Origin of the sequence: Brevundimonas sp. TWP2-3-4b2, from assembly GCF_049897345.1 — a bacterium.
Classification (GTDB): Bacteria; Pseudomonadota; Alphaproteobacteria; order Caulobacterales; family Caulobacteraceae; genus Brevundimonas.
Genome location: NZ_JAFCWB010000003.1, coordinates 374,908 through 401,615, shown reverse-complemented (window position 1 = coordinate 401,615; position 26,708 = coordinate 374,908). Strand labels below are relative to the sequence as shown.

Below are 26,708 nucleotides of genomic sequence, written 5' to 3'. Positions count from 1 at the left end.
TCCCCATGATCGGAAGACTGAACCACGTCGGCGTCGCCACCCCCTCCATCGAGGCCAGCGTCGCGATGTATCGCGACATGCTCGGTGCCACGAATGCACACGCGCCGTTCGACCTGCCGGCCCAGGGCGTGCGCGTTTGCTTCATCGACCTGCCCAACGCCCAGATTGAACTGATCGAGCCGCTGGGCGACGACAGCCCGATCCACGGCTTCCTGGCCAGGAACCCCAAGGGCGGACAACACCACGTCTGTTTCGAGGTCGAGGACATCATCGCCGCCCGCGACGCCCTCCGGGCCAGGGGCGCGACCATCCTCGGCACGGGCGAGCCGCGGATCGGCGCCCACGGCACGCCGATCATCTTCGTCCATCCGAAGGACATGGGCGGGGTCCTGGTCGAACTGATGGAAACGCCGAAACCCCATTCCGAAAGCGGAGGCCACTGATGCCTATCGGCCCGATCACGATGTTCGCCATCTATGTCGTCTGCTGGTGGACCGTGCTGTTCGCCGTCCTGCCGCTGGGGACGACCCGGGAAAGCCATGAGCCGCCCACCGACGGGGGACAGTGGGGCGCGCCCGACAAGCCGGACCTGAAGCGCAAATTCACCACCACGACGTGGGTGTCGTTCCTCGTCTGGCTGGTGGTGATGGTCCTGGTCTTCATCGGCTGGATGCCTCTGCCGAACCTGGCGCCGCCGGTCTAGGGTCGCGGCATGACCGACCGCCTGTTTCTGCTGAACCCGGGCTGGACCGACGATCAGGGCGGGCCGTGGTACTGCCCCGCCGGCGCGATCGTCGAAGGGGTGATGGCCTTTTATCCGGCGCTCAAGACGCAGCTCGACATCACGCGCCTCGATCACGCGCGGCCGCGCCCGCCGGTGATCGAGATGGTCGGCGAAGCGCACCAGAGCTGCCCGATCCTGGTGCTGGACGGGACCTTCGACTGGCCCGCGGCACAGACCAGCGAAACGACCGGAAAGCGCTTCCTGCAGGATGAGGCCATCATCCCCTATCTGGCCGCCAGATACGGCATCAGCCTGCCGCATCCCTGAAGCGCGCAAGCTGGAAACCCCGTCTTAATGCAGGCGCGTCAGGTTGACGGGATGACCGCCGCGTCCGACCTGCACTCGCTGCATTCGGCCGACGGCCGCTTCATGGCGCTGGACGGTCTGCGCGGCGTGGCGGCGCTGGTGGTGCTGATCCTGCACATTTCGTCGCTGCGCCATCTGGTTTTCCACGGTTATATCGCGGTCGATCTGTTCTTCATCATGTCCGGCTTCGTGATGGCCCACGCCTACGAGGGACGGCTCAGGGCCGGCTGGAGTCCGGGTGCCTTCATCAGGGCGCGGATCGTCCGTCTGTGGCCGTTGTAAATACTGGGCACCCGCATCGGCGCCGCCGTTTACGCCGGAGCAATCAACGACGCCGGGGGTGTCATCGGCCTCGGGGTGCTTTTCGCCGCAGCCGCGATGATGATTCCGACGCCGCTGGACGCGAACTCGCAGGTCTTCCCGCTCAACCCGCCCGGGTGGTCACTGTTCTTCGAGATGGCGGCCAACATCGTCTACGCCTTCGCTGCGAGCCGGCTCAGCGACCGGGCGCTCAAGGTCGTTGTCGGCTTGGGCGCGGCGGCGGTGCTGGTTGCCTTCCTGATGGCTGAAGAGGGCTCGATCGGCCAGCGCGGCTGGTCTCTTGCGGGCGGTCTGGCCAGAGTCGCGTTCGGTTTCCCACTCGGCCTATTGCTGCACCGGATGTGGATCGCCGGACGACTGACCTTGCGCTGGCCTGTCGCCCTGACCGTCGCGGCCTTCATCGCTATGGTCGTGGCGCCGGACCTCGGCCGCTGGAACGGCCTCGTTGACGCCGTGGCGGTCCTGTTCGTCCTGCCGTTCATCGTGGTCGCCGCCGTGACCGCGCGCCTGTCGCCCCGACTGCAAACCGCAGCAGCCTTCCTCGCCGCCCTGTCGTATCCGCTTTACATCCTGCACGGGCCGCTCCTCATGGTCGCCAAGATGCAGTTCGGCGACGTGCCTCTAAGGGAAATCATTGCCGGAGCCGCCTGCCTCGTCGCGGCGTTCGTCGCGGGGCGCTGGTTCGATCCGCCAGCGCGCGCCTTGCTCGGGCGAATGTTGCAACAAAGACGCCGCGCGCCGCTGACCGCCTAGCTTTCGCCCCTTCGTCCCGGCTAAAGCACTGTTCCACGCCCTGCTTGCCGGATACCGACTCATGCGCCTGTCGCGCTATTTCCTCCCCACGCTGAAAGAAGCGCCCTCGGACGCCCAGATCGTCTCGCACCAGCTGATGCTGCGCGCCGGGATGATCAAACAGGAGGCGGCCGGCATCTATGCCTGGCTGCCGCTGGGCCTGCGGGTGCTGAACCGGATCGAGCAGATCGTGCGCGAGGAGCAGGAGCGGGCCGGGGCCGTCGAGCTGCTGATGCCGACCCTGCAACTGGCCGACCTGTGGCGCGAGAGCGGCCGTTACGACGCCTACGGTCCGGAGATGCTGCGCATCACCGACCGGCATGAGCGCGAACTTCTGTACGGGCCGACCAATGAGGAGATGATCACCGACATCTTCCGCGGCTTTGTGAAGAGCTACAAATCCCTGCCGCTGAACCTCTTCCACATCCAGTGGAAATTCCGCGACGAGCGCCGCCCCCGCTTTGGCGTAATGCGCGGCCGCGAATTCCTGATGAAGGACGCCTATTCGTTCGACATCGACGAGGCCTCGGCCCGCAAGGCCTACAACCGCATGTTCGTGGCCTATCTGAACACCTTCGCCCGCATGGGGCTGAAGGCGGTGCCGATGCGTGCCGATACCGGCCCCATCGGCGGCGATCTGAGCCATGAGTTCATCGTCCTGGCCGACACCGGTGAAAGCCAGGTCTTCTGTGACCGCAAACTGGTTGAAATGCCGGCCCCCGGGACGGGCGTCGACTGGGACGACCTTCAGGCCATCGTCGACGAGCGTATCGGCCTGTACGCCGCGACCGAGGAAATGCACGACGCCGGCCAGTTCGAGACCCAGACCGCCGAGGCCGACCGCCTGACGGCGCGCGGCATCGAGGTCGGCCACATCTTCTATTTCGGCACCAAATATTCCGCGCCGATGAAGGCGCGCGTCGCCGGGCCGGACGGCAAGGATACCGACGTCCATATGGGCAGCTACGGCGTCGGCGTGTCGCGCCTGCTGGGGGCCATCATCGAGGCCAGCCACGACGACAGCGGCATCATCTGGCCGGACTCCGTCGCCCCGTTCGACGTCGTGGTGATCAACCTGCGCGCCAACGACGACGCCGTCTCAGCCGCCTGCGAGGAAGCCGTCGCCAAGCTGGAGGCCCTGGGCAAGGACGTCCTCTATGACGATACCGACGAGCGGCCCGGCGGCAAATTCGCCACCGCCGACCTGATCGGCATTCCCTGGCAGCTGACCATCGGGCCCAAGGGGCTGGCCGACGGCGTGGTCGAGCTGAAGCGTCGGGCGACCGGCGAAAAGGTCTCGATCCCGCTCGACGAGGCTCTGGCCAAGGTGCGCGGATGACGGTCGTCGCGGCGGACAAACCGACCAAACCCGCCGGGCCGTTCTCGGCCTGGGAAATCGAGCTGGCGCTGCGCTATCTGCGTGCCAAGCGGAAAGAGGGCGGCATCGCCCTGATTGCCATCATCTCCTACGTCGCCATCTCGCTGGCGGTCATGGCCCTGATCGTGGTCATGAGCATCATGGCTGGCTTCCGGTCCGAGCTGCTCAGCCGGATGCTGTCCTTCAACGGCCATATGTACGTCCAGGGCCAGATCCTGAGCGATCCGGAGCGCGAGGCGGCAGTGACCCGGATCAGCCGCGTGCCCGGTGTCATCAGCGTCTCGCCGGTGACCGAGAACCAGGCGCTTGTGCGCGGCGGGGGGCAGACGACCGGGGCCGTCGTCCGCGGTCTTCGGCCTCAGGACCTGGACTCCATGTCCTTCGTCTATGACAGCCTCGGCGACGAGGCGAAGCGGACCTTCGGCCAGGGGCCCTATGGCGGCGACAATGTCCTGATCGGCAAGGCCTTGGCCGAGGGCATGGGGTTGCGGGTCGGCGATCCGATTACGCTCTATTCCCCGACAGGGGCCGACAGCGCCTTCGGCAATCTTGGCGGGCTGGAGAAGGTCTATCGTGTCGGTGGCCTGTTCACCTCGGGCACGGCTGACTTTGATCGCGCCTTCATCTTCATGCCGCTGGAACAGGCCCAGCTCTTCTTCGGCAAGGAGGGCGTCTGGGACGTCATCGAGATGAAGGTCGACCAGCCCGACCGCGTGGCCGAACTCTATGATCCCGTGCGCACCGCCGCCGGACCCGGGGGTCTGGTTAGCGACTGGCGCGACCGGCTGGCCGCCTTCTGGGGCGCGCTCAAGGTCGAGCGGGTGGCGATGAGCATCATCCTCGGCCTCGTCGTCGCCATCGCGGCCCTGAACATCATTTCCGGGATCGTCATGCTGGTGAAGAACAAGACCCGCGACGTGGCCATCCTGCGCACCGTCGGGGCCAGCCAGATGTCGATGCTGCGCATCTTCTTCGTCGCCGGGGCCGCGATCGGCGTGGCGGGCACGGCGACGGGCCTGTTCCTCGGCCTCGTCTTCTGCCTCAACATCGCCCCGATCCAGCATTTCCTCGAGGCGCTGCTGGGCATCCAGCTGTTCAACGCCGACGTCTATATGCTGGACGCCATCCCGGCCCTGGTCGATCCCGGCGACGTCTTCTGGGTCACCGTCTGGTCCCTGTTCATGAGCTGTATCGCCAGCCTGCTGCCCTCGTGGCGGGCCGCGAAAATGGATCCGGTCGAGGCGCTTCGGTATGAGTAACCCCGTCCTCTCCGTCCGCGGCCTGACCCGCACCTATGAAACCGCGTCCGGCGGCCTGACCGTGCTGCGCGGCGTCGATCTGGACGTGCGGCCGGGAGAGGTCGTGGGCCTGATCGGGCCGTCCGGCTCGGGCAAGTCGTCGCTGTTGCATGCCGCCGGCCTGCTGGAGCGGCCGACCGCCGGGCAGATCCGGATCGACGGCGTTGACGTCGGCCACCTGGACGAGCGCGCCCGCACCCATATCCGCCTCGCCAAGATCGGCTTCGTCTACCAGTTCCACCATCTGCTGCCCGAGTTCGACGCGCGCGACAACGTCGCCCTGCCGCTGCGGATTGCCGGCGTGGCCCAGCCGCAGGCCCGCGCCCGGGCCGCCGAGGTGCTGACCGCGCTCGGTCTGGGCGAACGCCTGACCCACCAGCCGGCCCAGCTGTCGGGCGGGGAGCAGCAGCGCGTCGCCGTCGCCCGCGCCCTCGCCAACCGCCCGCGCCTGTTGCTGGCCGACGAGCCGACCGGCAACCTTGACCCCGCCACCAGCCAGACCGTGTTCGAAGCCCTGCACCGGCTGGTCAAGGACACCGGCGTCGCCGCCCTGATCGCCACCCACAACATGGAGCTGGCCGGGCATATGGACCGGGTGTTCGCGCTGAAGGACGGCCATCTGGAAGAGCGGCCGGCGGAAAGCCACGCCTACTGACATCAGCGGTGCTAAGGCTCCGGCATCTGCGGAGCCACCCATGACCGACGCCATTGAGGCCCATCTGACGACGGCGCGCGAGGCGATGGCGGAGGGCCGGTCGCCCGACGCCCGCAATGCCTACGCCCGCGCCGCCGCCCTCAGTCGCGAGAGCGGCGCGCCGTTGCTGCAGGCCCATGCCCTGCGCCATCTGTCCGACCTTGATCGCAAGGCCGACCATCTGGAACAGGCGCTGGCTCACGCCGAACAGGCGGCCGCCCTGTACCGGTCGAACGGGCAGGGGACATCGCCGGACATGGCCAACGCCCTGCGGCTGACCGCCCTGGCCCTGGACGGATTGCGCAAGATGGCACCGGCCCGCGCGGCCTGGTCGGCGGCGCGGGACCTGTACGCCGGGGCAGGGATCGCGGACGGCGTGGCGGAATGCGAGCGGCGGCTGGATGCGGACGCCGGGGAGTAGTGACATTCGTTCATCCCGGCGAAAGCCGGGACCCAGTCCTTTGGGCGTTCAGTCTGGCCGGGTCCCGCGACTGCCGATCCCGTCCACCGTGCCTCACGAAAGCTCTGGGTCCCGGCTTTCGCCGGGATGAGCGGACAGAATTATTTTTTCCCCGGAGGCGTGGTGAAGGGCGAGCTGCTGCTGACCGACACGGACGGCTTGGGCTTCTCGGCCTTGGGTTTGCGGACTTCCTTGTTGCTCTTGACTTGACCCTTGGCCATGGCCGTTCTCCGGCGACGCCTGCCGCCGGGAGGGCGGGTGTGTGTGGCGCGCAACCCATCCTACAGGGCGGGACGAGTCGTGTTCACCTCAAAAGCGCTTGACGGGATAAGGCCAGGCTGCGGAACAGCCGCAGAACAGACACCGGGCGAGCCGAGCTACCCCTCGACCGTGGCGGAAGCGCCGGGCAGAGCGGCCAATCTCTGGGCGAACGATTCCATAGACGATCTGGCATCCGGTCCGCCGTTTAGGGCAGTGAACCAGCGGATGCGGGGTGAAGTGGTTCCATTGGCATTGGGTACGCGGACGCAGGTTCGGACGGTGATCGGCAAGAATTCCGCAAAGGCATCGTGATAGCTGGAAAGCTGGTCAGCATGACTGCTCAACCGGTGGGGAAAACGGATCAAAAGAACCAATCGATCAGCGCCACACAGCGATGAAATCTCCTGAACTGTAGCGCTCTTTCGGCTGACGACGCCCGGTCGTGAAACCCCGTTGTCCGGGTCTGCAAAAACAGCGGAGCATTCGGCGAGCTCAGCCTCCATGCGCCTAGCCCATGCATCCCTCCCCACTTTTCCGGCCACGGGATCGCGAAAAAAGCGGGTTGAAGACGGCAGTACGCCAAGCGCCTCCAGCTCTGACACGGCTCGTTCGGATCTCTGCGCCAGCCGATCAAAAACTCCAGGCGACAAAAGCCGCCAGTTTGGGTCCGACAGATACTCGTCATGGCGACCGTCTGCCCGACCGTCGTGCCCCGGAAGATAGTACCACGCCACACCGAGCGTTGAAGCTGCGGGGAGCATGGCGTTGATGAATGCAAACTTCAGATAGTCCGAAATATCACCGGCGTATTGATCACGCACCCGTCGCACCTCGCTGACTTAGTTCGCTCTTATGGACCCACGGTCAGTAGGCGACCGCATGTCCAAGGGACCGGAGCGCTTTGCTGGTCCGACTGTTTCGAGGCGGGTACCTGTCAGGGAGCGCCCAGCCCACTATTTCGCCGAGCGCGCTCTGTCCGATGTGATCAATCTTCCATTTCGGGTTCTTCAACCCCTCCCAGAGACGCGAGGGGACCTCGCTCGGATCTCCGTCATGAAGAACAAAGCGCAAGAGGTCGAAGACCGTCGCGCCGCCGTCGGAACGCGCATCGAATATGCGTTGAGCCAGAGCGCTGGTCTTCTCATCCATCGAGTACTGTCGAGTGCTGGGCAGGTTTACGAGCTGGTTGGGAATGCGGCGAGCATGATCCGCAATCGCGTGGACGCGCTGAAATATCCCAAAAAGGTGCTCTGGGGTTTCGTTCCTGAGCCCATCTATCGAGAGAGCATCTCGAAGGTATGGGGCCCAATCATTGAGCATCCGGTCCTCGTTGGAAGGCGGCGCTTTCAAGTTGCGCCACCATTCCATCGCTTTGCGCTCTGCGGAATCCGGATCTTGGACATTTTCGAGATGATGCTCCTCAAACAGCGAGCGCCCCTTCTCCATCACTCGGTTGTAGTAGTGAGCGTGAAGGAATTGATCGACGTGGGCACCGGCTGGCGCGTCCCGCCGTACCCAAGCTGGCCTGTTATCATCCAGCTTGACCGAAAGATTGCGCAACAGGGTGAGCGTGCTGTTCCATTCTTTGAGAAACTCATCTCGCTGCCGGTCTGACGCAGCTTTGCGAGGTGTTTGAACCAGGCCGTCCCATGGCTGAATGTGCGGATTATCGAGCGCAGCTTTCGCGTCGGCCGCATCGGCGTCCCTAATCTTCGCTAGCTGTTTGGCCCGAAGTTCGATCGCGCTGCATATCTCGTCTGTCAGCGGTGACCCGTGGAGCTCAAGGGTGCTGAAGAAGTGCTTCAGCTCGGTGTCGAGCCCTAGCGCTGCGAGCTCAGTTTCATCGTAAAATGTGCCAGCCTCGACGTTGCTATACCACGCGCTGTCCGAGAGATTGGCGGACCCGATGTAAGCGCCCACGCCATGCCACCAGATAACTTTTGCGTGGAATTTTCGAACAAGCTTGCAGGTGTATCGAGCTGATCTTCGATCCAGAAACCGGCGCAGAATGGGCGGGCTGATTGGCACCGTCTCATCGTAGCGGCCGAAGAATCTTAATGGGATTTCGTACTTCCAACACCAGTTGAACAGCAGCTCTTCACGAGAAACATAAGCGACCGCAGCATCGACCCGCTCCGTACTCTGCCCGGCTCGTTCAATGACGTCCCGTAGGTACTCGCCGTTTATGGCACTTAAGACGAGATGCATGGCGTCCGGTCCAATATTCGATCCGTGGGAGTTTGTTGTTCAGCCGGTCAGTTTTGGACGCCGGATTGGCCGCCGCTAGGCCGAGCTGCGGTTAGGACCAATTGATGTAGCCGCTGGACAGCTTTTTGAAATCAGCGCTGGTTCCGCAGCCGGGATCTTTCTCGATTCGATCAATCAGAAAATCCAGACATTCGAGAAGTCTCTGATTGATCACGTTTGCCTTTACGATTTGAAGCGCCGTCTTTGCGTGCTGGCGACAGATCGAATTGTTTAGGCGGTTTCGAATTTCGAATTCTCCTAGAGACGCCATGACATGCGGGGCGAATTTGTCTCCAGCAAAGGATAGCATCGCCTCATAGTACGGCTTACCGCCAGGAGAGACCCCCGAATTGTAGCTTACGCCATTCCCGATACGGCACATGAGCACGGTCTTGAAAAGACGTTGAGCAAGGTTGCCTAGAACCGATGCCTGATCAGGATTGTACGAGTATAACTGCGCTGCCACGGGAGCTTCATGATGAAAGTTGTCCCAGCTATTATGTTTATCGTGGAGCTCAGTGATCAGATCATCAACTATGATGACTCTTTCGGACGTCGATTTATAAGCGTTTCCACCAACGATGCCAAAGAACTGGCTCCCGAGTGCGTGTTTGTCCTGATATAAGTTGACGTTGTAGCCCTCTAGGACAACGCCAAGCTTGTATTTGGTCTCATCGCTGCATGTCCCCCAGAGCGACGGGGCAATCAACGAAATGTTTTTCCTCACGGCAGGATCGGTATCCACGGTTACATAGATGCCGAAAATCGTCCTTAGGAGGCTGCCGCATAGGTGGCTCGGTAGTTGGCCGAAGCGATTGCTCAAGCCCTGGACGGCTGCGTTATCCAAAGGAGCTAGTTGGGTTTTCAAGTTCGAGACGAAACTCTGGACCTGAAGTGCGGCTTCGGTCGGATTGTCGTTCAGGACCTCCGAGACGCACGTCTGAAGCCAACCCAACAGCTCGTATGCATTTATTGAGTAAGTTGTCGGGTGAGAGATGCCGACATTATTCCGCATATCCAATATGTGCTTTAGTTTCTTGTACGTCGTCTCCGATATAAGCTCCAACTTATAGGACGTATCTAGCAATACCGAATCCTTTAACGACGCCAGATCGTCTTCTGTCTTGTAAAATTCCCTCGCCTTGCTGCCGCCGACGGCCGAGTCGAAGAATATGTCTAACCCGTATACCGTCGCTTTTCGCCGCAGATGTATTACAACCTCATTCCATATTGCATTCAGGGAGTAGTCAAAAAGTCCAAATCCTGCCCCAATTACGAAACGGGACAAATATCGGGCATCAGTCTTAGCGTCGGCGGGAAGTGCATTGATTACAGTGTGGAGATTGTCTCCGATGGCTCGCCGCTGATCCTGATCAGCGATGATATTATCTGCTGGAAGTCCAAGTTCCTTAAGAAACTCAACGAGAAGTTGGGCCTGAGGATCAATTAGCTCGTTGGATTTCTTCACTACGACGTCTGACATTGTCCCCCCTCGGGCGTTCCTTTGTGCGACAGGGCGACCATACACGTCGAACTCTGCCGTGAAACCCAAGGTGGTTCGCGCTAAATCGAGCCAGCTTCAGACAGGCGCGGTTCTTGGATGTGACTCGCACGCCGATGACCGGCTGGCGGACTGGCCAGCGGGTATCGCCATCAACTGTTCGACTCGCACGGCGAACTCCGCCGACGCGGGGCGCTCGCCCCTCAGAATCCGGCCGACATATTGGCGTGTCATACCCAATTCGCGGGCCAGGCTCGCGACCGACCCGAAGTGATCCACAAGACGGTAGGCCTTCTGCCCAAGCAGCTTTGATGCCTGCTTCTCAGCCAGCCGGGCTTGGCGCGTGGTCTCGACCGCCTGGACAATCTTCAGGATGTTCGACGTTCGACCGCCCAATCGGCGCAGCTTGGTCAACGTGTGGTGAGAGAGCCCGGCTGCGGCGCTCAGTTCCCGGTCGCTCAGCTCCAAAGCGGCCTGTTGTTTCCAGGCGTGCGCCAGAAGCTTTTCGAGGTCTGGAGCCCCCAAAGGCAGCGTACGATCCGGTTGGAGATCCTCTCCCAACGCCAGTCGGCCCTCAAGATCGTGGGCCTCCTTTCCGATGGCGCGAAATGCCAAGACCCGAACATGACGACGGCTCAGAACACCGACAGCGTCCGCGTCACCGTTCTGAAACTTGGCTTCGGGGTGCAGGTGATAGCGCACGAGATTCCGCGCGAGCGTCTTCAGCATGGCGGGTTGAACGGGCTTCCCCGTTCCACGGTCAAAGGCAGTCCGAGCCGCGTCAGCCGGATGAAGGGAGAAGGGGGCGGCCGGTCGTGGCGCGCGGGCTCTTCCGCGATCCGTCAGGTCGTCGGGGTGAGAGGGGGCAATTTCCATATCCGAGCGCAGTTGAAGCGACAGCATGAAATTGAACGGTTTGATCTGCTCCGAATATGGCTTCCCCTCATTGAACTCGGAAAACCAAGACAGCAGTTCCGGCGTCGTCGCCGCGTAACGGCTGCGCGACGGTTCGTTGAAGCCGGGCAGATGTCCTAGGCGCACGACGTCAGGCCGCCCGGCATCAACTGCGCCTATGATCTCCATCCACACCTCAGCCTGCCAGCGCGGCACACCGATGCGCTTGATCCAACTCGATCTCACTTCTGCCGGGTCGTCGAAAGGGTCCATCAAATGGCCCAAGCCATGTCCCGACGCCTTGCGGATAATGGGCCTGCCGTCGGAATCCCGATTGAATAAGACGTAGCGCTTCGACGAGATCGCCAGGCAGAACAGCGGCTCTAAATTTAGCGTGCCGTCTTCGCGGGCAGCACCATAGTTCACGTCCTCGATCTTCAAGATCGAACCGGGCTTCGCATACGGGTTGAGGTCTGAAAACCAAGCCTGGACCGCCTCGGCACGCGGCAAGAATTCTTCGCGGGCCATGCCGGATGGATTCGCAATGGCGATGCTGTCGGTATCGCAGAACGCCCAGTCTAGGCCCTCGTCCAGAACCTTGCGCTCTGCCAGCGCCAGCATCAGACGCGCCGCGCCTGTCGTGAGTGCGCCCAAGAGCGGGTGAAACATGAGGCCCGGCTTTTCGACAGAGCGCGAGGTGAACGCGAAAGGGTGCGCCCCCGCGCCATAACCCATCATCTGCACAGGCTTCGAGCTGTCCTCAGGGTTGAGCTCCATGAAGATGCCGTAGGCAGTCGAGTTGGTGAGAATTTTCGCCGCGAGCTGCTCAGCGTCGAAGCGAGCCGCATCAGGGCCGCCCTCACTCACCTTGCTTTGCAGGACACCGCGATGATCGATTAGCTCGCGGTAGAAATCGGCATGCTCTGGATCCACTGATTTACCAGCAACCATGATCGGACGGAGACCGGACTGCACATCGCGCGGCACGAACCGGGTAGCCTTCAAGATCTTTGGAGCCGAGCCGTTGAGGACCTTTGCTGCGATCACGTCCGCTAACGTGAACCAAAGCGGTTCGTCGGACGAAAGGTGATTGAGCCCGATGTTTGCCGAAGGGCCCTCACCGTAACAGGCGCGAACGGGCAAAATGTCGGCCTCTGGCGAGATTTGCACCAGCACTGCCAAGTCACGCCATCCGGCTTTGGATTGGAGATCCGCCGCCGTGATCGACGAAAGCCGATCACGGGTTTCCGCCGTCACATCGACAAAGTCGATGCCCTTGGAAATCACGAACCGCCATAGGCCCATCAGTGTGGAGACGGTCGGGTACATCGACCGAAAATCACAGTGCACGACTTCGACGATTTGCCGTCGGATATGCACCTCAGCCCGCCCGCCGAAGTAGGCGCTCATAATCCAGCCTTGGACCTCACGCGAAAAATCCGGCTGAAGCTCACGCCAGGGCTTCACGCCCATCGCCTTTAGGTACGCTTTTCCAAGGCTGGCTTCGCTGAAGAGGTCGTATAGGCCAACGCCCGGAAGACCGAAGCTCGCGACCCGCCGCGCGAGAATGTCGAAGCACTCCCAAGTGGCCTGCACATCATCCAGCGCATAGGCCAGATATTCCGGGGTCAGCGGCGCACCATGCTCGTCAGCCGCTTGCTTCTGCGTTGGGGCTTTCAAGAGCTTGCATAGCCCGGCCAACGAATGCGAGCCGCCCGTAAGCGTGGCCGCGAGCGTTTTGACGTCGACGAAATAGCCCCGATCGGTGATCACCCGTTCGGCGGACTTCCGCGATCGGCCAGTACTGGCCCCAGTGAACCGGATCAGCGCCGCGCGAGCGGACAGATGTTTGACCGCCACATTCGGGATTCGGCGATCGTCTGAAAGCACAAAACTGAAGCCGCCTTTCATGCTGTCGCGTGCGTTGACGTGCCGGATGGCCAGCCGCGAGAGATCGAAAGGGAGGTTGAACCCGACGATTTGAGCACCGACGGCGAACCCACGCTTGAGGAAAACTTCGGACACGAAGGCCTCCCGCGACCGCAGGAAAATTCGTTCGCCATCGGAGCTCGGGCGCTCCAGAAGCATAAGATCCGAGAGTGTTTCGAACTCGTCTTCGCGAAGTCCTGCGGTGTCGTAGAAGACGCCACGCTCCCAAAGGCGGCCTCTGAACCTCAGCTGGTAAGCTCCAAACCGCAGGCTTAGATCGGGTGTGATGCGGGTTTCGCAGTCGAAGATCAGCACCCAGTCGGACGGCGACGGCCTTTCGTTGCGCGTCCAAGATTTCCCAGGCTTCCCCCTCGGCTCGGTGTAGGCCCGCAAAGCCAAAACTAGCCAATCGGTGACTTCAGGCTTGTGAGTGGTGTCCCCGATTGGCGGCATGGCTTTTCCTCAAGGGCCGCGAATTCCTTTCCCGGCCAGGGCAATCAGCAGGTGGGCGGCGGCGCGCATTTCGTCGACGATCGATTCCAGCAGATCGGCCGCTGAAAGCAGGAACCGGCCCATACGCTCGACCGGGTTGTCGGGGTCGGGGCCGTCCGGCGGATGTTCCTCCATCTGCCGCCTGGTCATTTCGCGATGGCTGGTAATCGACAGCGGAATTGAGGCTTCGCCGTACTTCTCGCGGGCGATGTGATGCACTTCGGTCCGGATCATCACCTCGCCGGACAGTGGATCGATCATTGTCTTGATCGCGCCGGATTGGAGCTTAGCCCGCCATTCCGCCGCAGCGCGGATCTGCATTCGCTCATACTGGTCCATGCCGATCACCGCGCCACGTCGGCGTAAATCGCGATGAAGTTCAGCTCGCCGATGCTGTCGAGTTTGCGAAGGACGTTCGGCCTCACTTCGAACCGATGGAAGGTCCCGAATACGTCGCGCACTCCCTGGCCCCACAATGGCTCCAGGTGTTTGATGTCGTTCGTTTCAAGAAACTTGGAAACGGCGGCCCAGTACCGGCCAACGTCGGACGTATCGTCGAACGCAACGGTCACAGACCTCAGCTTGCCACCGATCGGCAGCCAAACCGGCTGAGGGCGAAGATCGAAGATCACCCATTTGCCGCCCTGATATTTTGCGGTGGTGCGCTGTTTTATGTGCCTGCGAAGGCGTTCGGACTTCAGGCCAAAGTCGGTTGAAGCAGATTTCAGTGAAGCGCCACGCTTCACGGCTCTGAGCGCTTTTTCATAGACGCTGTTTCGCTCGACCGGCGCTGGCGGTAGCGGGCCGAGATCCTCCGCTCGCGCGTGGCCGCGGGCGGCAGAGCGGCTTTTCCCAGATTTTAGTCCGCGTTCAATGCGGCGTTGGTACTCTGCCCGATAGTCTCGCCGTTGGCGGCGGGTTGGGGTGGTAGGCATGGCTGCTCTCGCTTTGCTGAGTTGAGAGCGCGTTTAGTAAGGGGCGCGAATCGCCAGGATTCAGCGTTTGGCGGGGAGCTCGGATATGCAGACGACGCCTCTTGCCTGGATATCGACAGCGGACGTTGAGGCTCAGCTTCAGCTTGAGGGGAGTTCAGTCACATCACGGCAGCTGGAGCGATGGCGCTCAGAAGGCCTGCTTCCCCCCGTCCTCCAAATCGGGGCCGGCGCGGGAAGCGTGATTTGGCATCCGCCGGTCACAGCGCGTCAGGCCGTCGCGATCGAGCGTGCGCTCGCCGCAAAGAACCGAGTCGCCTTTGCGGGTGAATTGCTATGGGCGGCTGGTTTCGAGGTCGACGATCGCCATTGGCGACCCCAGCTGGAGCAATCTCGCGCCACGATGGCCCGCGTTGGAAAGTTCGCGCGCCGCCTTGCAGCCGATGATGATCGGCCGGACACCTTTGGCGACCGGCTCGCAGCCGAGAGGCTAACCGGTCAAATCTCGAAAATCGCGCGTCGATTGGGGAAAGAGCAGATGGCTCGCTTCGCCAACGTTACCCTCGAAATTCTGCAGGGCGATTTCCAGGCTGAAGAGGATTCTCGATACGGCGGCGAGGAAGTCACTACCCTCGGTGTCGCGCTTCGCGGCTTGGATCTAGAGGCTGGCGACAATGACAGGGTGATGGGGCAGGGGTTCAGCTTTAGTCGCGCCGTGGGCGACCTCTTGCACCTAGCGTCCGGTGCCGCGCTTGACGACCAGAGCTGGCATTTCAGCGAAGCCGAAGTTCGCCAAGCCTGCGACGATGTTCGAAACGGCTTCAAGATTGCGGTCTGCATGCATGAGGCGTTGGCGTGGATTTATGGGCCGAAGGCCCTTGGTCTTGGGCTCGCGTCATCAATGGGTAAAGCGGCGACGCCAGCCTTGTTGCGCACTTATTCCCTGGCGTTTGCTCGGCTGCGGCATGAGCCCAATGACTTCCTGACATCGTCGGAAATCGCCCGGCTCGCGAACCAAGCTGAGGGAATCTGGCTGATGTCGAATTGGCTCCGCGACTTGCAAGATCGCCGTCCGGATCTCCGGAAATTCATTGGACCAAAAGTCCTCAAAATCGCGCTGACGGATTCCCCTCGGTGCCGAAATTTGTTAGAAGAATTAGGAGGGTGCGAGTTCCCAGCGCCGGATTTCAGACCGTGGAATCAATGGGCCCGATTGTCGAAGAAGACGACGACACAGACTGGGCTGCTCGCAATGAGCATTGGCGCACCCACAAGGTTAAAGGCGGCCGACGTTCTGCTAAGAGAGAGCGCCGCCGTGAACCTCTGATCCTTTGTGGACGCGGCGTGTCTCTGCAAGTCGACAAGGGCACGCTGCTTATCAGGGATGGCTTCACCCATTGGCCGCAGGAGAGGACAGAGCATCGCTTTTTCAAAGGCTCGCAGGAGCTCCCGCCGCGTATCGTAATGCTCGATGGCAGCGGAAGCCTCTCGTTTGACGTCATCACCTGGTTGTCGGACCAGGGAATCCCGCTCGTTCGCCTCAACTATCGAGGGGAGGCGGTGAGCGTGATCGGAGGTAGCGGCTACGCGGGCGATCCTGAGAAAATTCAGTGGCAGATCAACACCCGAAACGATCCAGAGCGCCGCTTGAATTTCAGCTGCGATCTTATCGTGAGAAAACTGGAGAGCTGTCTGGTCACATTGCGAGACGTCATTCCCAACCGCCCGTCCCGCGAAGTCGCGATCAGCCGCACCGAGACCGCGATCCGCCAAATCGAGACGGGTACGGTACGTTCAATCGAAGATCTGCGGATGCTCGAAGCGGGTGCAGCCGCAAGCTATTTCAACGCCTGGAACGGCCTCCCGCTCGTCTGGCGTTCGCGGTGGAAGCACCCCGTTCCCGACGCTTGGCTGACGATTGGCGCGCGAGGGTCGTCAGGGGGAGCGCGCCACATCTCCAATCGTCACGCGAAGCACCCAGTAAATGCGATGCTGAACTACGCGTACGGCGTGTTGAATAGCCGCGTTCACATCGAAACGATCGCAGAAGGTTTCGATCCGCGACGTGGGATCATGCATCATGAGCGCGACGACGGCGATGCGTTCGCCTGGGTCTTCGACATGATTGAGCCACGCCGTTCGGATGTTGATGCCGCTGTTTTGAAGTTTGTTCTTCAGACCCCGCTATCCGGTGCGGATTTCATACTTCGGTCTGACGGGGTTTGCAGGTTGGCCCCTCAGCTAGCGCGCGTTGCAGCGGCGTTATGAAAAGCGAACATCACGTAGGGGCGGAAAGTGCAGCCAGTGCAAACAGAGCGCGCCCGGTGGGAGCCCAAAAGGTTTGTGCCCTCGTCAATCGCTGCCCAAGGTCGATCGCCAATCGACTAGTCCACCGGCGAGCGCTCACACCGAGGGCACCTCGGTAGTCTAAACTAGCGTTTCGATTCGGTTCGGAGGGGATTCTCGATTTGTCGCGGCTTACTGATCTCATTGGACAAACCAAGGCCAAGGACGCCGCGCTGGGGCAGGAGCTGGAACGCGAGTTTAAGTCGCTGTCATCTCGCCGATCGTTTGGCCTGAACTTTGAACGTCATCGGCCTGAAAGTGTGGAGCTGCCCGGACGCCCCATCCGCAAGGGCGACAAGGTGCGCATCCTCCCTAAACGCGGACAGACAGCCAAAGGCGATCAGCGACTTTGGAAAATACTGGCGATCAAGCGCGACAGTGGCGCGCCTTTGGCTACGTTGGAGGCGATTAACGACGCGGAATCGGCAGTGCAGATGGTGCCGCTCGAAGAGTTGATCGTGGTCGCAGAGTTTAAGGACTTCATCTATCCAGGCCTAGTAAGTACCGGTAAAGTCGAGCGTGGAGGACGAAAGCCCTATCATACGGTTATAAACGGCGAAAATTTCCACGTCCTTGAAGCTCTAACTTTTACGCATCGAGGAAAGATTGACGCGATCTATATCGATCCCCCCTACAATTCAGGCGCCAGGGATTGGAAATACAATAACGACTACGTTGAAAAAGAAGATCTTTACAGACACTCCAAATGGCTCGCAATGGTCGAGCGTCGTCTAATTGTCGCTCGGACGCTGCTCAACCCTGCAGCGTCCGTATTAATAGTGACGATCGACGAGAAAGAATATCTTCGCTTGGGGATCTTGTTAGAGCAAACCTTCCCTGAAGCAAGCATGCAGATGATCTCTACTTTGATAAACTCCAAGGGAACGGGGCGGGCAAACGAGTTTCGTCGTGTAGACGAGTATATTTTCTTCCTCTGGTTTGGTGAAGCTAAGCTTGGCCGCCTTGCATCCGTTACCGCCGACCAAGGTGAGCCAGAGCTGGACGACGACGAGGGAGCCGACGAAGAGGCGGGCAGTGAACAGGTTACCAAACGGGCTCCTGGGGAAAATGGGGAGCCGCAGGGAGCTATAGGCCTTGACTGGCAGACGTTCCGGCGGCGCGATCTCGCATCGCGAAGGGGAACGAAAAAAGGAGGTCCCCGGCAGTTTTACCCGGTCTACGTAAACGCAAAGACGGGCTTCATCGAAGAAATTGGCGAGCCGTTGCCACATAGTATGGCCCGCGAAGATGCCCCCGCGCGTCCAGGCTGTGTCTCCGTATTTCCTATCCGCAAAGACGGCACGGAAATGAACTGGTCGGCGATTGCATCCACGTTCAGAAAACGCTGGAAGGAGGGCTATGCGAGGGCCGGTAAGGAGACGCCTGGAGAGCCTCAAAAGTACATCATTCAGTATCTGAAGACGGGGTCGATAAAAGATATTGAGGAGGGTCGGGCAGTGGTTTCAGGCAAAAACCCCGACGGCTCGGTGGCGGCCTCCTATCCTGAGGCGCAGAGCAAGGCTCCGACAACTCAATGGTTCTTTAAATCTCATAACGCTGAACACTACGGCACCACAGTTATAAACTCTCTTTTGCCGGGAAGAGCGTTCCCATTTCCAAAGTCATTATACGCAGTTGAAGATTCATTAAGAATATTTGTTGGCGATAACAGAGACGCCATTGTTCTAGATTTCTTTGCTGGTTCTGGCACAACAGCACATGCTGTTATGAAATTAAACAGAATAGATGGTGGAAGACGTCAGTGCATTTCTGTCACAAACAATGAAGTCGGCGCGACCGAGCAAGATAATCTTCGCAAACGATCTCTGCGTCCCGGAGATATCGAATGGGAACAGCTTGGGATATGCGATTACATCACCAAGCCCCGCTTAGCCGCAGCGATCAATGGCACAACACCCGACGGCAAACCGATTGAGGGGGAATATAAGTTTGGCGATGATTTCCCAATGGCTGATGGTTTCACAGAGAACGCCGAGTTTTTCACGCTAACCTATGAGACTCCGGTTTCTGTAAGCCACAACCGCTCTTTTGAGCGCATCTCGCCATTGTTGTGGATGCGTGCCGGGAGCGAGGGAAGGCGAATTGAAGTGCTGCCTGCAAAGGGCTGGGAAGTGGCCGACACTTACGGGTTGCTGGTCGACCTTGATACTTCCGCGCCCTTTGCCAAGGAGGTCAAAGCCAACAAAGAAATCCGCGTGGCCTACATCGTCACCGACGATGATCGTCGATTTCAGTCGGTAGTACGTCAGCTTCCCGGAGCGGTGGAGCCGGTGCGGCTATATGAATCTTATCTAACCAATTTCCGCTTTGCGATGGGCCGCTGATCGATGAAATTCACGCTCAAGGATTACCAAGACGAAGCGGTTTCCGATGTCCTCAAGCGGTTGAAAAAGGCGCGGAAGGACTGGCATGACGATCACTATAAGAACGCCTTTTCGCTCACTGCCACGACTGGTGCGGGTAAGACCGTGATGGCGGCTGCCGTATTTGAGGCTCTCTTCTACGGCAGCGACGACTATAACTTTGAGGCTGACCCTGGCGCTGTAGTCATCTGGTTTAGCGACGATCCATCGCTGAACGAGCAATCTCGCTGGCGACTGCAAGAAGCGTCCGACAAGCTGACCGTCTCCGATCTGTTGACGATCGAAAGTACCTTCGGCCGGGAGAAGTTTGAGCCCGGGAAGATCTATTTCCTCAACACGCAGAAGCTAGGAAAAAAGAGCTTGCTCGTGCGGGGCCATGATCCGGACGACGCGGAGATCGAGAAGGATGGAAGAGGAGGGCTATTGATGCCCGATCTTCGCTCCTACACGATCTGGGACACGATCCGGAACACCATCGAGGACCCGGACTTAACCGTCTACCTTGTCTTGGATGAAGCCCATCGCGGCATGAAAGAAGGCGGATCCACCAGCACGGGTGGCAAGCCAACAATCGTAAAGCAGCTGATCAATGGAACAGGTGGCGTGCCCGGCATCCCAGTGGTGTGGGGAATCTCAGCAACCGTTCAGCGGTTCGACGAAGCCATTAAGGGAATGCAAGGCCACGGCACGCTGCCCAATGTTGTGGTTGATTCCAAAAAGGTTCTGGATTCCGGCCTGATCAAGGACACGATTGATCTGGATATTCCCGACGAGCCGGGAGACTTCACTACCGTTTTGTTGCGTCGTGGCACAAAGAAGCTGCGTGAGATTTCGGATGCCTGGGCGGAATATTCCAGCCAGCAGGGGGCTGCCGGTACGGTCCTCCCGTTGATGGTCCTTCAGGTTCCGAACTCTCCGAACCACAACGAAATCGGCGAATGGCTGGACACAATTTTTGCTGAATGGCCGGGCCTTGCACACGACTGCGTTGCCAACGTGTTTGGCGAGCACAAGACCGAGACGTTTGGCAGCCGATCAGTTCCGTATATCGAGCCTGAGCGTGTTCAGGAATCGACATGGGTCCGAGTTCTGATTGCCAAGGATGCCATTAGCACCGGTTGGGATTGCCCGCGCGCGGAGGTGATGGTTTCGTTTCGGGCTGCTAGTGACAGAACGCATATAACGCAGTTGCTAGGCCGCATGGTTCGTTCCCCATTGGCCCGTCGCATCCCCGGCAATGACCGACTGAATGCGGTGGATTGTCTCCTGCCGAGATTTGACAAATCGTCGGTGGAAGCAGTGGTGACGTCATTGATGACAGGCGGCGAAGCAGGTGAAGACCTTCCTCTGCGCCGAGTTCTCATTCGCCCGATAGAGGTGCTGCCTAACCCGATCATCCCCGAGCTGGTTTGGGCCAAGCTTCTTTCGCTGCCATCGCAGACACTGCCAAAGCGACAGGTGCGCCCCATTAAGCGGCTAACCGCGCTTGCCCATGAACTAGCCGCTGATGCGCTCCTTCCGGATGCCGGAAAGATCGCGCACACAGAGATGCACCAGGTGTTAGACAAGGCTCGAAGTAACTTTGCGACCCAGATTGCAACCGCACGCGAGGCCGTCCTGTCGGTTGAAGGCCAGACCCTGAGCGCCGATGTCGCAACTCAAGTCATGACGTTCAACCAGTTTGTAGAGATTGCAGACTACGCCGTGATCGAAGATGCCTACAGACGCTCTGCCCGGATCATCAGCCCAGACCTTGCTACTACTTACAGCGAGCATCTCTCACGCCAAGACGACCAAGCTGAAGACGATGACGAAGGGTTGATCGACGCCCATACCACGGTTGCGGCCATCGGCTTGATCTCTGAAATTGAGGAGGTGCTGGAGGTCGCGGCAGAGGCACAGTGCAATGCGTGGCTGAGCGGCTACCGTGATCAAATTGCGGCGCTCTCGGACGAGCGCCAAGAGGCCTATCGCCAAATTCGCGAACTAAGCGCCCACCCCCAGGACGTATCCTTGGCGCGCCCAAAGGCCTGGTTGCAGCCGACAGTGTCGAGGGAAGCTAATGGAGCGGAAGCGCCGCTGCCCCGTTACGAGAAACATATGCTGTGTGACAGCGAAGGACTGTTTCCCATTGGATTTGACGCCAGCTGGGAAAAGGTTGTCCTTGAAATAGAGATGGCGAAAGAGGGCCGGCTGGGGTGGTTCCGCAATCCCCCACGTTCGAGTCAGGACTCCCTTGGGGTCGTCTACGACGACGGGGGCGAGAAGAAGATCGTACGTCCGGACTTCATATTTTTCAGCAGCCAACCCGACGGTAGCGTCGTCGCCGACATCGTGGACCCACATGGGCATCACTTTGCAGATTCTCTGCCTAAGCTACGCGGACTTGCACGCTACGCAGAGGAGAACGGCCACTGCTATGGGCGGATAGAGGCGGTCGCCAAGGTGGATGGCAAATACCAACGTCTTGACCTGATGAGGCCGGAGGTTCGGGCAGCGGTAGCCGGGGCGGCGAGTGCCGAAGCCGCCTATCTGGGGCCAAGTTCAGAGCTTTACGTTAGTTGAGCGAAGCCTGAGCCCCCAAGGGCCGCGCATCGATATAGCCCCACCTTGGTGCCCAAAGCGCGTCTGTGCCGGGCCGTGGCCTTATCCCCAAAAGCGCTTGACCGGAACACAAAGGGAACATAGAACGTAACCGGAACACGCAATCTGGGGACAAGATCATGGCGCGTTGGACGAGAGAGCTTCTGTCGCTTGCATCCTGCGGCGGCTTCGTCTGGATGGTGTGGCAGGCCGCGCTGGTCGTCACCAGCGCCTGACGGCGGGCGTTTCCGGCCAGGTGTCCGGACGTGTCCCGTGATTTTCCGGCGGACATGGACACTTTGAGCCGGGGCCGAGTCGGGGTCTGATCGAACCATGAGCGGAGGCGTCGGACGTTGAGCGAGGCAGGGACCCAGGGCTTCATCCACCTGCGCGTCCGTTCGGCCTATTCGCTGCTGGAAGGCGCGATCAAGGCGGGCAAGGTGGCGACGCTGGCGGCCGATGCAGGCATGCCGGCGGCGGGCGTGGCCGACCGGGCCAATCTGTTCGGCGCGCTGGAGTTCAGCGAGGCGGCCAAGGGGACAGGCGTCCAGCCGATCGTGGCCTGCGCCATCCCAGTCACCGGCATCGGCGGCAAGATCAACGAGCGCTGGGCCAAGGTCCCGACCGTGGTTCTGCTGGTTCAGAACGAGGCCGGCTGGCTGAATCTGTGCGCCCTGTCGTCCTCGGCCTTTCTCGACGCCGGCGCCATGGACGAGCCCAGCGTGCCCTGGTCCATGGTGGCCGAACGCTCCGAGGGCCTGATCCTGCTGACGGGCGGCCCTGACGGCCCGATCGATCCCCTGTTCGTCCAGTCCCGACCGGACGAGGCCGCCGCGGCCTTGGCCGAGATGGCGCGGGTGTTCGGCGATCGCTTCTATGTCGAACTGCAACGCCACGGTCTGGCCAGCGAGGCCCAGGCCGAACGTGGTCTGGTCGACTGGGCCTGGAGCCACGACACGCCCGTCGTCGCCACCAACGACGTCCATTACGCCAAGGCCGCGCAGGCGAGGTCGCACGACGCCCTGTTGTGCATCGCCGACGGGGCCTTCATCGGCCAGGAAGACCGGCGTCGCATCACCGGCCAGCACTGGTTCAAGCCGGCCGCCGCCATGCGTGCGCTGTTCGCCGACCTGCCCGAGGCCTGCGACAGCACCATCGAGATCGCGCGCCGCTGCGCCTTCCTGGCCCCCACGCGCGCGCCCATTTTGCCGCGCTTCGACGCCGGTGCCGGTCGCTCCGAGCCCGACGAACTGATGCATCAGGCCCGCGAGGGGCTGAAGGCGCGGCTGCACGCCGTCACGCCCGTGGCACCGGAGGCCGACTACTGGGCCCGCCTCGAATGGGAGGTCGGCATCATTCAGCAGATGGGCTTCCCCGGCTATTTCCTGATCGTGTCGGATTTCATCAAATGGGCCAAGAACCACGGCATCCCCGTGGGACCGGGCCGGGGGTCGGGCGCGGGCTCGCTGGTCGCCTGGGCCCTGACCATCACCGATCTGGATCCCCTGCGGTTCGGCCTGCTGTTCGAGCGGTTCCTGAACCCCGAACGCGTCTCCATGCCCGACTTCGACATCGACTTCTGCCAGGAGCGACGCGAAGAGGTGATCGACTATGTCCAGGCCCGCTACGGCAAGGACCGGGTGGCCCAGATCATCACCTTCGGCACGCTGCAGGCACGGGCCGTGCTGCGCGACGTCGGCCGGGTGCTGCAGATGCCGCTGGGGCAGGTCGACCGGCTGGCCAAGATGGTGCCGGCCAACCCCGCCAATCCGGTGACCCTGGCCCAGGCCATCGAGATCGAGCCGCGCCTGCGCGAAGCCCGCGACAGCGACAAGGCCGTGGCGGCCCTGCTGGAGACGGCCCTCGAGCTTGAAGGGCTGTACCGCAACGCCTCGACCCACGCCGCCGGCATCGTCATCGGCGACCGGCCGCTGATCGAACTGGCCCCGTTGTACCAGGACCCCCGTTCGACCATCCCGGCCAGCCAGTTCAACATGAAATGGGTCGAGGCCGCCGGTCTGGTGAAGTTCGACTTCCTCGGCCTCAAGACCCTGACCGTGCTGGACCGGGCGCGCATCTATCTGGAACGGCGCGGCGCGGCCCCCGACTGGAATGCCCTGCCACTGGACGATCCCAAGACCTATGAGCTGATGGCCTCGGGCCAGACGGTAGGGGTGTTCCAGCTGGAATCCCAGGGCATGCGCGACACCCTGCGCAAGATGCGCTGCGGCTCGATCGAGGAGATCACCGCCCTGATCTCCCTCTACCGGCCCGGGCCGATGGAGATGATCGACACCTATATCGACCGGAAATTCGGCCGTCAGCAGGTGGACTATCTGCATCCCTCCCTGACCGAGGTCCTGACCGAGACCTATGGCGTCATCATCTACCAGGAACAGGTGATGAAGATCGCCCAGGTCCTGGCGGGCTACAGCCTCGGCGAGGCCGATCTGCTGCGCCGGGCGATGGGCAAGAAGAAGAAGGAGGAGATGGATTTCCAGCGGGCGCGCTTCATCGCGGGCGCGTCGGAGAAGGGCGTTTCCGAGGAACAGTCCGGCGGCATCTTCGATCTGGTGGCCAAGTTCGCGGGCTATGGCTTCAACAAGTCGCACGCAGCCGCCTATGCCCTGATCAGCTTCCAGACCGGCTGGCTGAAGGCGACCCATCCGGTTGAATTCATGGCCGCGTCCATGTCTCTTGATCTGAGCAATACCGACAAACTTGCGGTTTTCTATCAGGATTGTCGTCGTTTCGAGGTGCCGATCAAGTCGCCGGACGTGAACCGCTCATCGGCCGATTTCGATGTGGGTTACGAGGATGGCGTCGGTTCGGTTCTCTACGCCCTGGGGGCCATCCGCAACGTCGGGCTGGAGGCGATGAAGCATCTGGTCGAGGTCCGCGAGACCGGCGGACGGTTCACCGACATCTTCGACTTCCTCGAGCGGGTCGATCCGCGCAGCGTCAACAAACGGGCCCTCGAGAACCTCGCCCGCGCCGGAGCCTTCGACAGTTTCCATTCGAACCGCCGCCAGTTGTTTGAACAGGCCGACACCCTGATGGCCTATTGCCAGAGCGTGGCGGCCGAGCGCGCCTCGTCGCAGGTGTCGCTGTTCGGCGGCGATCAGGCGGGGGCGGCGCGCCCGCGTCTGAAGCCGGTCGAGCCCTGGGTCGGGCCCGAAAAGCTGGACCAGGAGCTGGCCGCCGTCGGCTTCTACCTGTCCGGTCACCCGCTGGAGGACATGGCACCGGCCCTGAAGCGCAAGCGGGTCACCTTCGTCGCCGAGGCCACGGCCCTGGCCGAAAGCGGCCATGAGGCCTTCCTGATGGCCGGCGTGGTGCGCCGCCGCCAGGAGCGGGCCAGCGCCAAATCGGGCGAGAAATTCGCCTTCGTCACCTTCTCGGACCCGACCGGAGAGTTCGAATGTCTGTTCCCGCCCGAGCAGCTGCGCAAATGCCGCGAAATGCTCGAGGTCGGGGCCTCGCTCATGGTGCGGGTGCGCGCCAAGTCGGCCGACGGCGAGGTGCGCTTCTTCGGGGATGACGCTTCGCGCCTCGATACGCTGATCGATGACGGGGCCATGGGCCTGCGGATTCACGTGTCGGCCAGGTCCGCCGACGCGGAGGCCCTGCGTGCCCGGCTCGAGCGGGCGAAGTCGTCGGGCAAGGGCGGCGAGGTCTCGCTGATCGCCTCGCTGGACGGCCGTCGCGAGGTCGAACTGAAACTTCCGGGCCGCTACCGGCTTGATGGTGCCCTGCGTGGCGCGTTGAAATCGGCACCAGGGGTCGTGCTGCTGGAGGATGCGTGATGTTGGGCGGGATCCTCGCCGCCGCGATCGCCCTGACGCCTGTCACACAGGATACGCCCATGCCCCATCATGCCCGTGGAACCTTCGAGGTGACCATCACGCCGGTGCCGCCCGCCGCGGACGCGGCGCCGGACGCCCACGGCCGGATGACCCTGTCCAAGATCTTTCACGGCGACATCGCGGCAGTCGCCGAGGGCGAGATGCTCGGGATTATGGGGCCGGACAGGTCGGGTGCCTATGTCGCCGCCGAGCGGGTGCGCGGCTCGGTCAACGGTCGGACCGGGACCTTTTCCCTGATCCACCGCGGCATCATGGATCAAGGGACCCAGGACCTGTCGATAACGGTCGTGCCCCGCTCTGGCACAGGCGAATTGGTCGGCCTCTCCGGCGTCTTCCACCTGACCATCGAGGGTGGCGAGCACCGCTACGACCTCGAATTTACCCTGCCTTCTGGGGGACCGCCATCCCCGGGGCCCGAACCCGTACCGGAGAGCTCCCCGGATCAGGCCTTGTCGGTCACCGCATAGACCATGATCCCTGTGGCGACGGCCAGGTTCAGGCTGTCGGCCCGGCCACGCATGGGGATTTTGACATTGACGTCGCAGGCCTCGGCCAGGGTGTCGGTCAGGCCGGCCTGTTCATTGCCCATCAGGATCAGGGCGGGATGCTGGATCGCGGCATCGCGATAGCCCTCGGTCGCGTCCAGCCGCGTGCCGATGACGCTGCCGGGCCACATCTGGCGCCAAGCGAGGAACTCCGCGGCCGTGGTCCGGACGATGGCCACGGCGAAGACCGAGCCCATGGTCGCCCGAACCGCCTCGACCGAATAGGGATCCACGCAGTCGCCGATCAGGATCACGCCGCCGCAACCGGCGGAATCCGCTGTGCGGATGATGGTGCCCAGATTGCCCGGATCGCGCACCTGCTCCAGCGCCACCCAGGCTGGGGCCGAGCCCGGCAGAATGGCCGACAGCGGCGTATAGACCTGATCGAACACGCCCAGCACGGTCTGTGGATTGTCGCGGCGGCTGATCTTTTCGAGAATGGCATGGGTCACGACCACTACTTCACCGCCGCCGGCCCGCGTCGCTTCGCGGGCACGATCGAGGATCGGATGCGGTCGGGCGTCCTCGCCGACCAGCAACAGGCGCGGGCTGCGGCTCTGATCCAGCGCCTCGCCGATGAATTTCAGCCCCTCGGCGAGGAACCGGCCGGTGGCCTCGCGCTCCTTGCGCATGTGCAGGGCGCGGACGGCCTTGACCGTGTCATTGGTCAGGGAGGTGATCAGCCGGTCCGTCAC

21 protein-coding genes and 1 pseudogene are annotated in these 26,708 nt (G+C 61.7%); 14 read left to right on the top strand and 8 right to left on the bottom strand.

The window, feature by feature from the left end:
- The first annotated feature begins 5 nt into the window (after positions 1-5).
- The 8 genes and pseudogenes from mce (at position 6) to ACP7AS_RS09005 (ending at position 5,994) form a co-directional block, all read left to right on the top strand.
- On the top strand, positions 6-443 hold the full coding sequence (gene mce / locus ACP7AS_RS09040) for a methylmalonyl-CoA epimerase (RefSeq protein ID WP_426028533.1): 438 nt from the start codon (positions 6-8) through the stop codon (positions 441-443).
- On the top strand, positions 443-703 hold the full coding sequence (locus ACP7AS_RS09035; RefSeq protein ID WP_426028532.1) for a DUF1467 family protein: 261 nt from the start codon (positions 443-445) through the stop codon (positions 701-703). Before mce ends, ACP7AS_RS09035 begins: the two co-directional genes overlap by 1 nt.
- Positions 704-712: 9 nt before the next feature.
- Positions 713-1,051: a DUF3088 family protein gene (locus ACP7AS_RS09030; protein WP_426028530.1), complete on the top strand. Its 339-nt coding sequence runs from the start codon at positions 713-715 to the stop codon at positions 1,049-1,051.
- A 27-nt stretch (positions 1,052-1,078) separates the two neighbouring features.
- Positions 1,079-2,164, top strand: a pseudogene (locus ACP7AS_RS09025) (acyltransferase family protein).
- 61 nt (positions 2,165-2,225) lie between these two features.
- Entirely contained in the window at positions 2,226-3,542 is a 1,317-nt protein-coding gene (proS, locus tag ACP7AS_RS09020) for a proline--tRNA ligase (RefSeq protein ID WP_426028529.1), read from the top strand.
- Positions 3,539-4,840 (top strand): lipoprotein-releasing ABC transporter permease subunit, encoded by a 1,302-nt coding sequence (locus ACP7AS_RS09015; protein ID WP_426028527.1) that lies wholly within the window; start codon positions 3,539-3,541, stop codon positions 4,838-4,840. The genes proS and ACP7AS_RS09015 overlap by 4 nt, the downstream gene beginning before the upstream one ends.
- Positions 4,833-5,534: an ABC transporter ATP-binding protein gene (locus ACP7AS_RS09010; protein WP_426028526.1), complete on the top strand. Its 702-nt coding sequence runs from the start codon at positions 4,833-4,835 to the stop codon at positions 5,532-5,534. Before ACP7AS_RS09015 ends, ACP7AS_RS09010 begins: the two co-directional genes overlap by 8 nt.
- Before the next feature lie 40 nt (positions 5,535-5,574).
- Entirely contained in the window at positions 5,575-5,994 is a 420-nt protein-coding gene (locus tag ACP7AS_RS09005) for a hypothetical protein (protein ID WP_426028525.1), read from the top strand.
- 140 nt (positions 5,995-6,134) lie between these two features.
- Here the strand turns inward: ACP7AS_RS09005 and ACP7AS_RS09000 are convergent, their stop codons facing one another.
- The 7 genes from ACP7AS_RS09000 to ACP7AS_RS08970 form a co-directional block, all read right to left on the bottom strand.
- Entirely contained in the window at positions 6,135-6,254 is a 120-nt protein-coding gene (locus ACP7AS_RS09000; protein ID WP_426028524.1) for a hypothetical protein, read from the bottom strand.
- Between the two features lie 156 nt (positions 6,255-6,410).
- The gene (locus ACP7AS_RS08995; protein ID WP_426028523.1) at positions 6,411-7,115 is read right to left on the bottom strand and encodes a hypothetical protein; all 705 of its coding nucleotides are present in this window, start codon (positions 7,113-7,115) and stop codon (positions 6,411-6,413) included.
- A 43-nt stretch (positions 7,116-7,158) separates the two neighbouring features.
- Positions 7,159-8,502, bottom strand: coding sequence for a phospholipase D family protein (locus tag ACP7AS_RS08990; RefSeq protein ID WP_426028522.1), 1,344 nt, complete (start codon positions 8,500-8,502; stop codon positions 7,159-7,161).
- A gap of 91 nt (positions 8,503-8,593) precedes the next feature.
- A complete protein-coding gene (locus ACP7AS_RS08985) occupies positions 8,594-10,024 on the bottom strand; it encodes a hypothetical protein (protein WP_426028521.1) in 1,431 nt (476 codons plus the stop codon).
- Positions 10,025-10,120: 96 nt separating this feature from the next.
- Complete coding sequence (locus tag ACP7AS_RS08980) at positions 10,121-13,318, bottom strand: hypothetical protein (protein ID WP_426028520.1); 3,198 nt, start codon at positions 13,316-13,318, stop codon at positions 10,121-10,123.
- A 9-nt stretch (positions 13,319-13,327) separates the two neighbouring features.
- Positions 13,328-13,696, bottom strand: coding sequence for a hypothetical protein (locus ACP7AS_RS08975; RefSeq protein ID WP_426028519.1), 369 nt, complete (start codon positions 13,694-13,696; stop codon positions 13,328-13,330).
- 5 nt (positions 13,697-13,701) lie between these two features.
- The gene (locus ACP7AS_RS08970) at positions 13,702-14,292 is read right to left on the bottom strand and encodes a hypothetical protein (protein ID WP_426028518.1); all 591 of its coding nucleotides are present in this window, start codon (positions 14,290-14,292) and stop codon (positions 13,702-13,704) included.
- 85 nt (positions 14,293-14,377) lie between these two features.
- Between ACP7AS_RS08970 and ACP7AS_RS08965 the strand changes: the two genes are divergently transcribed.
- The 6 genes from ACP7AS_RS08965 to ACP7AS_RS08940 all read left to right on the top strand — a co-directional run bounded on the left by ACP7AS_RS08965 (position 14,378) and on the right by ACP7AS_RS08940 (position 25,935).
- Positions 14,378-15,616 carry a hypothetical protein gene (locus tag ACP7AS_RS08965; protein WP_426028517.1) on the top strand — a complete coding sequence of 413 codons (1,239 nt, stop codon included), beginning with the start codon at positions 14,378-14,380 and terminating at the stop codon, positions 15,614-15,616.
- 17 nt (positions 15,617-15,633) lie between these two features.
- A complete protein-coding gene (gene cas1, locus ACP7AS_RS08960; RefSeq protein WP_426028516.1) occupies positions 15,634-16,557 on the top strand; it encodes a CRISPR-associated endonuclease Cas1 in 924 nt (307 codons plus the stop codon).
- A gap of 200 nt (positions 16,558-16,757) precedes the next feature.
- The gene (locus tag ACP7AS_RS08955) at positions 16,758-18,980 is read left to right on the top strand and encodes a site-specific DNA-methyltransferase (RefSeq protein WP_426028515.1); all 2,223 of its coding nucleotides are present in this window, start codon (positions 16,758-16,760) and stop codon (positions 18,978-18,980) included.
- A gap of 3 nt (positions 18,981-18,983) precedes the next feature.
- A complete protein-coding gene (locus ACP7AS_RS08950; protein ID WP_426028514.1) occupies positions 18,984-21,584 on the top strand; it encodes a DEAD/DEAH box helicase in 2,601 nt (866 codons plus the stop codon).
- Positions 21,585-21,955: 371 nt separating this feature from the next.
- Positions 21,956-25,408 (top strand): DNA polymerase III subunit alpha, encoded by a 3,453-nt coding sequence (gene dnaE / locus ACP7AS_RS08945; protein ID WP_426028513.1) that lies wholly within the window; start codon positions 21,956-21,958, stop codon positions 25,406-25,408.
- A complete protein-coding gene (locus ACP7AS_RS08940) occupies positions 25,408-25,935 on the top strand; it encodes a DUF3224 domain-containing protein (protein WP_426028512.1) in 528 nt (175 codons plus the stop codon). Before dnaE ends, ACP7AS_RS08940 begins: the two co-directional genes overlap by 1 nt.
- Here ACP7AS_RS08940 and ACP7AS_RS08935 read toward each other — a convergent pair.
- On the bottom strand, positions 25,911-26,708 hold the full coding sequence (locus tag ACP7AS_RS08935; protein ID WP_426028788.1) for a TrmH family RNA methyltransferase: 798 nt from the start codon (positions 26,706-26,708) through the stop codon (positions 25,911-25,913). The genes ACP7AS_RS08940 and ACP7AS_RS08935 overlap by 25 nt on opposite strands.